The organism is Streptomyces sp. PTL18 (assembly GCF_059510295.1).
Genome location: NZ_JCAJZO010000025.1, coordinates 48306 through 62101, shown reverse-complemented (window position 1 = coordinate 62101; position 13796 = coordinate 48306). Strand labels below are relative to the sequence as shown.

The 13796-nt window shown below is 68.1% G+C and carries 9 protein-coding genes; 7 read left to right on the top strand and 2 right to left on the bottom strand.

The window, feature by feature from the left end:
• Nucleotides 1–315: 315 nt before the first annotated feature.
• Nucleotides 316–1584, top strand: a complete 1269-nt coding sequence (locus AC5WS8_RS32215; protein WP_496107049.1) for a hypothetical protein — start codon at nucleotides 316–318, stop codon at nucleotides 1582–1584.
• An 83-nt stretch (nucleotides 1585–1667) separates the two neighbouring features.
• Here the strand turns inward: AC5WS8_RS32215 and AC5WS8_RS32210 are convergent, their stop codons facing one another.
• The gene (locus AC5WS8_RS32210) at nucleotides 1668–1949 is read right to left on the bottom strand and encodes a hypothetical protein (protein WP_496107048.1); all 282 of its coding nucleotides are present in this window, start codon (nucleotides 1947–1949) and stop codon (nucleotides 1668–1670) included.
• Nucleotides 1950–2173: 224 nt separating this feature from the next.
• Nucleotides 2174–2362, bottom strand: a complete 189-nt coding sequence (locus AC5WS8_RS32205; RefSeq protein ID WP_496107047.1) for a putative WhiB-interacting protein — start codon at nucleotides 2360–2362, stop codon at nucleotides 2174–2176.
• Between the two features lie 884 nt (nucleotides 2363–3246).
• Here AC5WS8_RS32205 and AC5WS8_RS32200 point away from each other — a divergent pair.
• The 6 genes from AC5WS8_RS32200 (at nucleotide 3247) to AC5WS8_RS32175 (ending at nucleotide 13431) form a co-directional block, all read left to right on the top strand.
• Nucleotides 3247–3687, top strand: coding sequence for a hypothetical protein (locus AC5WS8_RS32200; RefSeq protein WP_496107046.1), 441 nt, complete (start codon nucleotides 3247–3249; stop codon nucleotides 3685–3687).
• A gap of 6 nt (nucleotides 3688–3693) precedes the next feature.
• Nucleotides 3694–4671, top strand: coding sequence for a hypothetical protein (locus AC5WS8_RS32195; RefSeq protein WP_496107045.1), 978 nt, complete (start codon nucleotides 3694–3696; stop codon nucleotides 4669–4671).
• A gap of 560 nt (nucleotides 4672–5231) precedes the next feature.
• On the top strand, nucleotides 5232–6080 hold the full coding sequence (locus AC5WS8_RS32190; protein ID WP_496107044.1) for a hypothetical protein: 849 nt from the start codon (nucleotides 5232–5234) through the stop codon (nucleotides 6078–6080).
• On the top strand, nucleotides 6077–7645 hold the full coding sequence (locus AC5WS8_RS32185; protein WP_496107043.1) for a hypothetical protein: 1569 nt from the start codon (nucleotides 6077–6079) through the stop codon (nucleotides 7643–7645). Before AC5WS8_RS32190 ends, AC5WS8_RS32185 begins: the two co-directional genes overlap by 4 nt.
• Before the next feature lie 300 nt (nucleotides 7646–7945).
• Nucleotides 7946–8743 carry a hypothetical protein gene (locus tag AC5WS8_RS32180; RefSeq protein ID WP_496107042.1) on the top strand — a complete coding sequence of 266 codons (798 nt, stop codon included), beginning with the start codon at nucleotides 7946–7948 and terminating at the stop codon, nucleotides 8741–8743.
• Nucleotides 8740–13431: a helicase-related protein gene (locus AC5WS8_RS32175; protein ID WP_496107041.1), complete on the top strand. Its 4692-nt coding sequence runs from the start codon at nucleotides 8740–8742 to the stop codon at nucleotides 13429–13431. The genes AC5WS8_RS32180 and AC5WS8_RS32175 overlap by 4 nt, the downstream gene beginning before the upstream one ends.
• The last annotated feature ends 365 nt before the right edge of the window (nucleotides 13432–13796 follow it).

Below are 13796 nucleotides of genomic sequence, written 5' to 3'. Positions count from 1 at the left end.
AGTGTCGAGTCGGTGACTTGAGCTGGAGGTCGCAGAGTTCGTATCGATGTCGGGGATGCGTAACGTCGGTGGCCAAAACCCTGCGTGCATAACGACGTTGGCGATGGTGGGGCATGGGGACGCCGGGGCTGCTGTTAGTCTCCAGGGCGCTGGAGATCACAGAGACGTGCGGATCGACAGGGGGCGCAGATGGTATGGCGTAGGCATCGTGCGGCGGGGGCTGCCATCGGAGCGGTGCTGGCCGCATGCTTGCTGTCCGGATGCAGTGATGCCGGGGAGTCGAGCGGGCAGCCGGGGCGGTCCAAGCAGCCCGCTTTGGCCAAGCTGTCTCTTCCGTCGGGCTACGACGCAAGCCGAGGGTGGGACGCGGTGCTTCCCTGGCTTCCGCAAAAGGTGGACTCGATTCCGGTCACTCCCGTCGGCTCTGATGGTGTGGGCCTCTTGCAGGCTGCCTCCGGCGGGTACTCGGTCAAGGTTCACGAGGCCTCCACCGGCGCCATCCGCTGGGTGGGCAAGCCCTGGACTCCTCCCGCCGAGGTTTCGGGAGCGGAAGGAGATGGCACCGATGCCGCAGAGATCCCGGATGTGACCACCGTGTCGGCTGGAGGCCGCGAGTATGTCGTCGCGTGGGCGCACGGCATGCGGGGCAAGGACCAGCTCCATAACGGCCGTGAGGTTGTCGATTTGGTGGTGTACCCGGCGGACAGCAAGGGCCAGGAGGTCGCGCCGGCACGCGAGATCTCCGTTCCGATCAGCGCCCGTCCCGGGCAGGTGCATGTGAGCGGAGCGGATGGGTCTCTCCTCGTCTCGTGGGGCGGCGACGGCCTCTACGGCACCTCGGCTGCCAAAGTAGACGTCTCCACGGGGACGATCACGTCCTTCGGGAAGGCCGACGCGCTGCTCCCGCAGTGCGCCGACACCACGGGTTGCTCCGGCAGCATGGTGTTGTCAGCTACCTCGAAGGGGCCGGTGGTCGCTATGGGTAGCGGCGGGTTTGGGGTTCCCGGTGGCTGGTTGAGCAGTGATGTGAAGCCGGCCGGAGTCACCGCTAAGTCGGGCTTCCTGGGGGCGTTGAACGGACGGGCTTACGGTGTGTCCGGTACCAACCTCCTTGCCTCATGGCGCACCGGCAAGTACGGGGACGCGGCCCCGGTTTGGGCGGTGCACGACACGGCCAGCGGACGGATTAGGGCGCAGATGGCATGTGCCGCGAAGGAGTCGTCAGGCTCCTCTGGGAGTTCCTACGCGGTGGTCTCCTCTCCCAACGGTCGCTATCTCGCGGCTGGCCCGGTTGCCTTCGACCTGGAAACGAAGAAGGGCGTATGCCTGCAGGGCGACGGGGACCGCAAGACGATCAACGTGGCTTCGATCAGCGATGCTGGCGTCGCCTATGGGGCCGTCGAAGCGGCGGATGCCTCGGATGCGTCCGGGCCCGTTGTCGCCGAGGTCGCTCTGAAGACCGGGGCTTCCTCGGTACTCAAGGCCGGTACCGAGGTTCCGATCGCCCACGTGGGAGACAACGGACTGATGGTCCGCCGAGATGCGGCGGACCAGGTGCAGGTCTGCCTGCGCCACATGCGCTAGTCCTCCTCGGACTCGACGACCATGTGGAGTCGTCGGAGTGGATCAAGGGGTCCCGGGCGGCGCACGCCCGGGGCCCACTGTGTTCACAGTGGCTGTCCGGCCCCCTGCACCCCCTCGCGGAGGGCTTTGCGCAGGTGGGATCCGTAGAGATGGCCGCGCCGGTCCAGAAGACTCGCGCAGTGCAGCAGCAACGTCCAGTGGCGGTCCAGGAGTTCCTGGGCCCAGGCGGCAGCCAGCTCGATCTCGTCTTGGCTGGCGGCCGTCGCCTGGACGGCTGCTCTGCTGTGGCGTGCCGCGAGCTGTGTGGCGAGGTCCCGTCGGGCGGTCCACAGCCCTTGCTCTCGCAGCCACCGTTCCTGTGCCATCGACCCAGCTTGGAGCAGGGCGAGGTAAGCATGCGGGGTTTGCCAGCGCACCTCGGTGAAGGCGTCGAAGCGGGTGCCGTCAGGAGCCGTTCCTGGCTCGAGGGCACATTCGATGACGCGTGCCTGTCCCGTGGCCACTGCCGTGAGTCCGTGGCCGATTTCGCGAATGGCGGTGTAACGGCGGAAGATCGAATCGGGGAGGTCGACAGCTTGGGCAAGAGTGGTCATCGCTGGCCTCGCCTACCGGAGGTAAGCCAGCGGGTCCAGGGGCGTCGTGTGGAATTCCGCGCCCGCTCGGCGCGGCGCTTGTGGCGGGCTGTGGCTGCCACGCGGGCCGCCACTCGTTCGCGCTGGGCACGGCGCAGTCGCTCGGCGTGGTCTGCCCGGATGAGCTCCTCGGGGAGGACATGCATGGACAAGGGTTCCTCGGATTCTTGATGCTGCCAGCGTCGGGGTCCAGTGGGCAATGCCAGTCTGTGAAAGGCGGCTTGGGGATGTGGCCGGTCGCTCTTGTGGCGGGACGGTCAGGCCGCACTGGCCCGTGTGGCGGGCAAATCTGCTGTTGCCGCTCCCGCTGTGCGGGCCCGCCGGCCTTCCGGGGCCATGTACCGGCGTGGCAAGACCTGCGAGAACGAAGGGGTGGTGCGCCCGGGGGACGGGCTGCTGCTGGCATCCGGTTGACCGTCAGGCCGGATCGGTGTTGGTGTCGGCCCGTGGTGCGGGAGGTGGGCACCGGCGGCCACTGGTGATCAGCACCCTGGGCAGAATCGACGCCCGATGCGCGGGCTGGGCGCGAAGCTGACCAGGAGACGTGATGCATCACCGAGCCGCTCTGGAGCGTGTCCTACGTGTCCAGGTCGCCATGGACGCTGTATACGTCCCCGGCACCGTCACCTTCGACCTGGTCTATCTGGACGCTCTGGTACGCCGGTTTGCCGTCGAGGATGGGCATCCGCCCCCGGAGCGAGAGAGCCACTCCCTTGCCGACTGGGAAGGGCAGCGCCTGGGGGCCCTCCCGGAGGAGGTGATATCGGGGCTGCGGCATTGGACCGATCACGTTCCGGGGAAGGCCACTGGCCGCGCCGTCGGCCCGACGCGAACTTTCGCAGCATCACGGAACGGGCCAAGAGGTTGCGCGTGGCCAGGAACAGAGATTCATCGGGCGGCAGCAATGAGCCTCTGCGCGCGGCTGAAGGACCAGGGGGCCTCGGCTGCCAGGGCTGGGCCTCGTAAGGTCAGCAGAAACCGTGCTTGGTCAACGGCACACCCGCCGTTGACGCGGAGGAAGGGAATCACCATGGCAGAGCATGACGCCGACATCGACATCGACTTCGACGGGGCCGCGGCCACACGGGGCGAGATCCTCCAGACTCTGCAGGGCGGGCTCGACGACGACATCTTCCAAGCCCTGCAGCAGCCGGGAACGCCCGACTGGCTGCTCGCCCAGCCCTTTCAGGTCGTGGAGCGCCTGGAGGACCTCCAGGGACAGGCAGATGGTGCCGGCCACGACCTGTCCGCTCGTTGGCGCACTTCCGCCCCCGGCAAGGACGGTGCGCAGGACGACGTGGTCGACCTTTACCGACAGGTGCTGATGCACGGTTCCACGGACGACCAACGATCCGTGCTCGAGGCCGGCCAACTCGTCGCTCTGTGGGGGGCAGTGCGCTCTGGCGTGCCAACAGCAATCGCGCACGTCTGGGAACAGCGCTTCCCTGAACTCGACCCGAGGCGGCGGTGAGGCAGTGTGATCTGGGACCTCGAGCGCGCGGCACGAGATGCCGACATCGCCCTGGCGGCGCTTGACCAAACCGGTGTCCCGTTTCAGGTAGGCGGTGACGTCGCTCTGGCCCGGCACCTGGCTCTCCAGCGCCAGGCCAGAGAGATATCGCTGACTACCCCAGTGCCTCACAACACGGACCGGTCCCGGGATGTAGTGCAAGGTGCCCTCGCGCATCTGGGGTACAGAGTCCATATCGAGCAACGCCTCGGGCAGCAGGGCCTTGCTCGGGCCATGACCTATCTCCCGCCCGAAGGAATACCGGATACCGCCGATGCAGCTGATGCGCTTGCGGTTCGCCTCACCATCTCAGTGATGCCGCAGTACAACGCTCCTGCCGAAATCGGCGGCCTACGGGTCAGCTCGATGACAACCTTGTCCATCCAGACGCTGCAGGCAGTCCAGTCCCGGCTCGACCCTAGGGACTTCATCGACCTCACCGCGCAGGAGCAGCACTGGGGACGGGAGGCCTTCGCCAGGCTGACCGAAAGGGTCTTGCAGCGAGCAGTTCAGGATCAGCCGCCAGGCATGGACCCCGTTGAACCCTATCTGCGAATGACCGGGTCCCTTTTGCAGATCCGGAACATCCCCAATATCCGGTTCTCCGGACTGGGAGTGCCCTTGGAACAAATAGAACAGGTCCGGTCGGCGACCATGGACATGGCAATGCGCGTATACGTCAGTCGACCTCGCCCCAAGCCACGCGATGTCGATGCGGCCCTCGAGCGCCTCAGGAACCTGTCTCCCGGACAGAAGGCCGAATTGCCGACTCGGATGGCCGAGCCGGAAGCGCGAGCGGCACTCGCCGGTCGGCGCCCTTCGGCGGTACCTCCGCCTCCCCCGCTCCCTCCGCCGACTCTGCGGCCGGAACGGCCGGCCGCGGCTGACAGTCAGCGTCTGCATCAACAGGGCGGACCGTCGCAGCACCCGCGCCAGACCCGATGACCATGGACGCCCTTGCCGCGGTCGGCCGCTCCCGACCGGCACATTCCCTTGTCTGCATGGTCGCCAGATACAGGGAGGCAAGACGGAGCGACTCGAACATATGATCTCGATGCCGAGCACCCTTCTGCTACCGCGGGGGCGGGGGTATCCGAGATGACCAGGCCGCAGGACACGAGAGCGTGAGGGGAATGCCCATGACTACCATTCCGGATCAGGGACTGCCACAGCGGGCTGCTGTGAGGCCGACGGGACGGTCTGTCCTCCCGCGCCCCCGCTATGAAGGCCTTTTCGTGGAACCGCTCTACACCGTCGAGGTCGGCTTCCTCGACGAGGCCGAGTGCGTGGCAGACCAGGCACCTGCCGTGGTGCGGTCACGGTCCCGTCAATAGCTGAGTCGGCGGGATCGCGAGGGGCTTGCTCGGAAGTCCGTTTTAGCAGGCTCGTGCCCGATGCCACCGGATCCACACGATCCCATGCAGGTTGCCCACCTCCACACACCCAGCGGGCAGTCGGTGGTCCGAGTCGCAAGATCGACGCCGGAAATCAGGGCCACTTCCACGGTGCTACTGCAGCATCCCGGTCCCGCGGCATCGCCTCCACAGCGGAACTATTCTGGTGATGTAGGGGCAAATGAACTGATCAAGTGGTTTCGAATGGGATGCCAGAATCGCGGCGACAAGAAGCTGGCCGAGGCATTGACGCAAGCGGCCCCGGACCCGCTCGGGGACCTGCTCAACAGCAAGTTCTACGAGGCCGTAGGGACGAGCGACCGCCAGATCATCCACCAAGTTGCAGAGGCATGGGCACGCACGGGCCCGAATCTCATCGTCGACATGCTCAGTGACAAGCTCCAGCAGGCCGCCCAGGAGGCGAGCGACGGCCAGACCGTCCATTTCATCGGCGACGTCGGCGAGGCCGCCTTGCGCATCGCGTTGGAAGTCGAGGGGCACGAGGTCCTCCAGACGGCAGACCGACATGCTCCCCGTCGCGACCGCCAGCACCTCCTTGATTTGGTCACCCGCCTGAACGCCGACTGGGTCCACGAGATCAAGACAGCGGGAGCCAAACGGAAGGGCTCGGTCTACGCCAGGAATCCCTCCGAAGGCGCCGTGAGTCTTACCAAGCCACAGTTGAGCAAGACGAAGAGCAGCGTCCGGCAGGGATCTGCGGAGTACGTCGCAGCCCGTCTGGGGGAGATCGTTGCCACGGCCGAAAGCCCCGCACCAGGAGCACAGCCACAGGTACTCGTCCACAAGATCGATCTGAGGGCGATGAAGCACCAGAGCTGGTCGGTGAACGCGGACGGCACCGTCGGTGAGCCGACTGGCCCTCCCAGAGACTGCCTCACCGAGGTCGCCGAGGCGATGCTCCTCCTGGCCGGAGACGACGAGATGGGCGCAGGGCCGTGACGTCCACCGCTCGAAAGCCACCGCAGCAGCGAGCGGGCCCCTGGAGCGGCATCGACGCCGCGGTCTCCCGCGGCGCGTTGCGTTCTTTCTCACCGGGTGTCCCGGATGCCGCCGAAGGCCTCTTCCCGCGCCTGCCGCGCGCGTGGATCAGCTGGGTCCGTCGATACGGCGCCCTCGCCGACCGCAACGGCCGCAGGAACCTGCTCGGCCTTCCCAGAGATGGTCCTCCTGACCTCAACGCAGTCGACACCACGCACGTGCTGCGGCTGCTGAACGGGCTCCCCGAAGATCTACTGGTGATCGAGTTGCTTCCTGACCGGCAGACCGCATGCGTCGTCGCCAGCGATGACCGCGCGCCGGTCGTCCTGCTGGACCTGGACGACCTCGACGCCGGCCCTGTCCCCTGGGCGCCGTCGCTGACGGACTTCGTGTACGAGTGGTACGGCGACCTCACCTCGATCGGCATAGTGCTGCGCCACCTGGATGATCAGGAGAAGGCCGTCCGGAAGGGCAGGCGGGCCAGGGACCAACTGGAGCGCCCCGGAGAGTGGACCGTCACCCGGCTGTGCAGCGAGGACGTCGTCCTGGCGGTGCTGCGCACCCGCCACAGCCGCGTGGACAACCGGCAGGACATCTCCGTGTTCGCCACAGCCGCGCTCACCTCCTTTGCCCCGGGCGCGACCGTCCGCGCGGCACTGTGCGCGGTGCTGTCCGACGCCTATCGCGCGGGCGGGCCTCTGGCGGCCGCCTTCGTCGCAAAGGGCGGCGGACAGGGAACGATCCCCGGTCCGTTGCGCAGATGGGCCGCCAAGCGTGGCGTGAGTCTCCCCCGGCGTGGCGGATGGGACGCCGCTACGGGAGAGCGCCTGTACGCCCTGGCAGCCGACCTCACCGCCGGCACCCGTGGCCTCCTGCCGCTGGACGGAGTGTCGACCGGTGCAGTCTGCTCTGCCGTTGCGTCTGGCATGTGGCCGCCCGTAGCCGTGGAAGCGCTGCTGCGCTGGAGCGCGCACCCGGAACGGATCCTGACCGGTGCGGTCGACGTCACGGACCGGCTGGTCTGGCTGGCCGATCAGCAGGTGTGCCGGTCGGCGCTGACGGTCGCTTCGATGGCGCGACGGATCGCTCGCGCTGGCCAGCGCTCCGCCAGTAACGATGACGACACCGCAACACCGGTCGAGGTCGCTTTCGGTTCCCCGCTTGCGGGCGTCGAGCCGTGCCTGTCGGCCGTGACGCTCACCGTGCCGGAAGGCCGCGAGGCCCGCCTCGGCTGGACCTCACTCAGCGGCGCGGAACCTGGGAACCGGAGCCTCACCGCGCACGTGCTGGCCGTAGAGAACGACCTCCTGCCCGGCCACCTGGTCGACCTTGCCAACAAGATCCCTGCCCGGCGCGTGATCGTGGTCCCGGCGGACGCCAACACAACCACCGACCCGGCCATAGTCACGGCCCTCGACCAAGCCCGGGCGGCCGGTCTGACGGTGGTGGCCTCGCCCGACTACACCACCACGCTGGACACGCTCGCTGACGCCGCGGTCCTCAGAGCACGGACGGCCCGGACATGATCGCCGTCCTGCACGCCGTAGCCGAGGGGCCGTGGCCTGGCGATCCGGCCCCCGACCGGGACGGATTCCGCGACGCGGTCGAGATCCTGCTCGCCATGCGCCGCCGCATCTCCGCCGAAACGGCCAGCGCCGACGACCTGCGCCGCTACCGGCAGGCCTCGGCAGCCGCCGAACGCATCACCCGTGAGCGCCGCCAGCGCCGCCTTGCCGTAGACGCCAATGCCCTGGCCACCGTCGTCGGGAGCGCGGGCACCGTCTACACGCCCGAACGAAGAGCTCCCCGAACAGCTTCGGGCCTGGATGCCCCGCCTGGAGAACAACCCCGTCGCGGCAGGCTTTCTGCAGGAGTCGGCCGAGAGGGGAGAAGGGCTGGTCATCTCTGTCCAGCCGATGGCGCCAGACGTCAGAGAAGTTCCCTTCACCGCGCCGCAGGCCTCCCGCGCCGCCCGCCACGGGGATGCGCAGCCCGAAGCCGCCGACGCCATCGAACTCTGGTATGAAGCGATTGACCCCATGTACGCCGACGACCCGAGACGAAAACGGCAGGCTGAGGCGCTGTGCCAGCAGATCATCAGCGCTCTGCGCCACGGGCAGCCCGTCCCGATCGGCATGGCAGCCCCGCACGACGTCATCACCGAGGTCCTGCGCGATCTGCAGGGCCCCGACTGTCCACCTGCCGCCGTCCGCCTGGTGCAGGTCGACGGCAGCGAGAGCGCACCCTTCCCGCTCGGTCTCCCACTGCGGCCTCCCCCCACCGGCGACCGCACCCTGCATCTCGGCCTGATGAGCGTGCGACACATGGACCTCGACGAGTACGTCAGCGGCTACTGGTTCCGCAACCGGCTGGTCTCGGTGGCCGACCGGACCTTCGCCGAGATCGAGAACTTCTGCTACCACGACACCCTGGAACGGCTCCCGGAGCTGGCGGAATGCGGGATCGACCGGCTGGACATCGTCAACACCGGCTTCGAGCCCGCCGTCATCGGCTTCTACCGAGCGGTCGCCGCACACGTCCAATCCCACCCCTTGTCGGTCACGCCGTACTACGCCCGCGGCACGGAGTGCGAATCCGGGACGACATGGCTGGAGGAACCGTGAGCATCGACTGGACCGTCACCTGCAAGGACTGCGGCAACCCCGTGCCCTACTCCGACGCCGCCCGCGCCGCGGCCCTCGAGCGCGGTCACTCACCTCCCGAGCGGTGCGCCGCCTGCCGGGCCGCCCACCGCCGAGACACCTCCCGCCTCGGCGCGGCCTACCTCGATCTCCAGCCCGGCCGCCCCGTTCCGCCCAGCGGGCTGAAGGCCGGCCGCCTGGGCCGCATCTCCCACCCCGAACGCCCCCACACGCCTCACACCACCGAGCCCCCTCCGATCAGCGAGGACGAGTTCGGCATCAAAGACGAGCACGTCCGCGGCTTGCTTGAGGGCCTGCGCACCCACCAGGTGGCGATCGTGCAGGCCGGCACCGGGTCGGGGAAGTCCACCTTCCTGCCCTGGCGTCTGCTCATGCCCCCCGATCCGTTCCCCCGCGACCACCTCACCCGCCACGGCCAGATCGTGGTCACCCAACCGCGGATCGACGCCTCCACCGGCATCCCCGAGTACGTCGCGAAGCGGCTTCACGGCTCGCGCGCCGGACCGGGCCTGGACATCGGCTACCGCAACAGCAAGGCGACCGACAAAACCGATGCCGCCAACAGGCTCGTCTACCTCACCGACGGCACGCTGGTGAACATGATCCGCCGCGGGGAGATGCACACCGTCTCCACCGTGGTGATCGACGAGGCTCACGAGCGAAGCCTCAACATCGACCTCATCCTGGCGCTGCTGCGGCGCGAGATGCGCAGCCTTCCCCACCTGCGCCTGCTGATCGTGTCGGCCACCTTGGACCGGCGGACCTTCACCGACTTCTTCGCCCCGGACTACGACGTCCTGTTCGTCGAGATGCCCAGCAAGACGCTGCACCCGGTGTACGAGCGCTGGCGGGCCGGGGACCCCATCCCGCAGAAGGCGTGGCCCGTGAGGATGCCCGACGAGGTCGCGCAGCACGCCGTGGAAGTGCTGCGGTGGATGGCGTGCGGCCACCGTCCCACCGACATTCCCGAAACGGTCCCGGCCTACGACGGTGACGTGCTGTGCTTCCTGCCTGGTAAACGACCGATCAGCAACGCCATCGCCGAGATGCAGCGACTGCTGGACGAGGATGACGAACTGGCGCCCCTGTCACCGCAGATCGAGATCCTTCCGCTGCACTCCGAACTGCCCAATAAGCAGCGGCGACGGCCCCTGGACCCGGCCACGCGTCCCCAGGGGGTTCACTGGCGGGTGGTCGTGGCGACCAACCTGGCCGAAACGTCCTTGACCATCGACGGCATCCAGCACGTCATCGACTCCGGACTGAACAACCTCACCACCTGGGACCCGGACACGGCCACCGCCACCATGCATCCGGCCCCGCACTCGCGAGCCGGGCTCCTGCAGCGCCGCGGCCGCGCCGGACGCAACGCCCCCGGCATATGGCACTGCCTGTTCACCCGCGAGCAGTTTGAGGCACTCGGCTACGAGACCAAGCCGGAGATCAGCAGATCCCCCCTCACCGCGGTAGTCCTCAACGCGGCCACCGCCGGCGTCTCTGACCCCTATTCCCTGCGGTGGCTGCCGCCCGGTCCCTCAGCGGCCGAACTCCTGCGGACCCGGGCCGACCTGCTCAAGCTGGGCGCGATCACCGACACAGGGGACCCCACCACCTTCGGCCGGGAGATCAACTCACTGCGAGGAGAGTTCTCCGACAACACGATCCTCGTCAATGCCGACACCGCTGGCTGCCTGGTGGAAGCAGCCACCGCCCTCGCTTTGAAGTCGCCCAAGCTCAGAGGCCGTTCCCTGCTCAGCTGGGACATCAGTTGGCCAGCTCCCGCAAAGATCCACGTCGACGACATCCACCAGGTACTCCTCGACAACTGCGCGGACGACATCGAAGTCGCCTGCCGCGTGGCCTCCCACTGGGAACAGCAACCGGCAGGCAGCCGGCGGGCATGGTGCGAACGGCACTACGTCGACCACGACTTCCTCACCACCCTGACCGAGGAGCGCACGGCCCTCCTTGCCGGAATGCAGTCGAAGACCCGTACTGAGCAGATCCGCCCGATCGACCTGGCCCTCCTGCCCCGGCTACGGGCCGTCATCGCCTGGTCCAGCCCCAACGCCGTGTACACAGCGAAACGCGACGACGGACAGCTGGTCCTGGAGCCGGTCAAGACGGTCCGCAGCGACGAGGAGCTGATCCAGGCGATGCACGAGGGGGCCCGCCCAGCCATCGACCCGCGCTCGCACACCTACCAGAGACCGTCCGACTACCTGGTGATGCTCGACCGCTCCCGCACCACCCGGTGGACTAGCCCACTGCGTGAGCCAGAGACCGTCCAGCAGGGATCCATCTGCGCCGCCGTTGACCCGGCCGTGCTGAAGCCCACCGGCAGCCTCCTCGGCGTCCTCATCGACGTACCGCTGGGACAGCGGCATCCGCAGCCGCTCCACCTGCCCGGTGACCGCTACCTCGCCGAGGTCTGTCACGGAGCCGTCCGGCTGCTCCGCAGCCTCGCCCCTCTGCCCGACGAAACAATCGAGCTCAGCCCCGACAGCGAAGAACAGACGCTCGCTGACGGCGAGGAAGGCTTCCTGGCCGCCGCGAGCGACGCCGACGACGTCATGGACCTCACCGCGTACCCCGACGATCCGACCTGCCTACCGTTCGCGCAGGTCGAGCACCCACCCGATCCAGCCGAGCTGCCGGCCGCCGAGCTGGCCGAGCCGTACGCAGGCGACGGAACCCTGCCCGTGCGGGTGACGGAGGTCCACGACGACGTCCTGCTCGTCGTGCCGGACCGCACGGAGGCCGAGCTCGAAGAACTCGAAGCCGCCCATCCAGTTGGCACGGACTTCACCGTCACCCTCGAGGCGACACGGACCTTCCCCCGCGACAGCCGACCGCTGCTGCAAGTCCGCGACCCGGTCACCGGCCAACGCCTCGTCCTCGACGGCGGACGCCTGGGCACCGGCCTGCGGTTCGCCCAGACACGTCAGCTTCAGCCGGGCACCCTCCTGCAGCTGACCGCGGAAGGCTACGACCACGACAGACTCATCCCGCACCTGGGACAGACCGCCGCGACGATCAGCGCCCTGATGCACCTGTCGATGCGCAGCGGGACAGCGCGAGGACGCGTCGGCGCCGACGCGGACCTGGTGGACGTCGACGAAGGCAGGCTGTGGGTGCAGATCGTCCCCGACGATTCCGCTCCGCAGCCGGCACCCCCGCTCATACTGTGGATCGACGCCGGGAGACTCCCCGACCTGCCCGACGAACTCGTCATCGGACGACGCGTCCGAGTCAGCCTCACCTGGAGGCGCCCCACCGCCTTCGCCGACGTCAAGAACATCCACAGCAGCCCCAGCGCCTTCCCTGCGGGCCCCTGGGAATGGCAGGGCAACCGGATCAACATCACCAGCCCTCCCACCGTCACGGACTGGCTCAAGATCCTCAGCTTCTGCCGCACCCTCCCCGACCCGGCAGACGCCGCGCGCCTGCGCACCGCCGTCGAGCGAGCAACGCTGCGCACCCTGACCCCCTGGGCCGAAGTGATCGATGAAGAAGCCGTCGAGCGCATGCGTGAGGAACGTCGGACTCAGGCGGTGGTCATCGAGAGCGACGACCGCGGCGTCACCGTCCGTCTCCCCTCCGGCAGCACCAAACGCGTCCCAGCCGGACAGCTGAGCTGGTCCGAACCACAGCTCCGCTACGAGATCGGCGCCGTCGTGCAGGCGTACGTCACCGAAGCGGACCCCGGCAACGGGGAAGTGTGCATCGAACTGCGGGATCCCGCCAAGGACCCGCTCCTCAGCGTGCGCGAGGGCCAACTCGTCAGATGTACCGTCACCTCTCGAGTCGGCAAGGAACAAAGGGACTTCCTGGTTGAAACCGTCGGTACGGGCCTCCGCGGCTACCTACGTGGAAGTAATGCACCCGGCGTTGAGGTGGGCGACACCGTGCGCGTGAGGATCACCGCCGTGAGAACGGAGAAACGCTCCCTAGAGGTGAGCTGCTGGCTGTTCGACGAGACGATCCAACTCCCGAAGCAGGCAGAGGAGCTCTGCTACAGCAACGGCCAGCGCGACTGGCGTCCCCTCGACCGGCTTGTGCCAGATGAAGTCCGCCTCAGCCTTCTTGATGACGGCAATCCCCGGGTCCGTCTCTCCTCCACGGATGAAGCCGCTGGGCGCCGTGCTGGTGAGATCCTGCGTGCCATCTTCGGCGGCGTCGTCGCGCGGGTCGCCGTCCCCCATACAGGCCCCCTCACCGAACATGGGGCAGCCCTGATGCGAGGCTTCGCGCCGCGGGCCGCCCTTGCGGTACGCCACCCACGACGAAACGGCAAAACGGTGCACGTCGTGATCGTCGCGGCGGACAGCGCCGCCACCGTTGAGGAGGTGGTGGCCGGGCTGCGCGCGGCGTACCCGAGGCAGTGGGTGTCCGAGCCATACCGCCGAAGGGCCGAGCAACGGCAAGCCGCCCAGGAGGCGGTGCGCCAGTCCAAGCCGGAAGTGCGATGGTCGGAAGAGTCCTTCTCAGAACCAGACGGACGGCGATGGTGGCGCACGGTCCTCACCGGCGAGTCCGCCTCGGTCGAGCGCGCCGGGGCTGTCATACGAGGGCACTTCGACCTGCCCGTCGACGGCAGTTGGCGTGACGATCCGCGGATTCGCGTCCTGGACGCACAACCACGCTGAGATACGGCAGGCGCACAGTACTGCGGCGCGCCGCGAAAGCCGACCAGCACCACGACAGCCGCACCACGAGGTTGCCGTCCTCGTGTGCGGCCGCCCTATCGGATGCTCAGCCGCCTTCCGATAGTCCCGGCTTGGTAAAGGCCGCCCACAGCGTCGGTCTGGAGCACACCGCGGCGCGTCTGGCTCAGCCCGACACCCCGGCTGGCGACCGCTGGACCGAGGTCAGGGACCAGTCTGCGGTCTCGCTAATCTCCTCGTTCGTAGGCCCCGGGAATGTCCCGCACACGCGACTTGAGCGCATCCGTACGTGGCTCGCCGTAGACGGCGCTCCCCTGTCCGGGGGCGTCAGGTGACCATCACCCCCG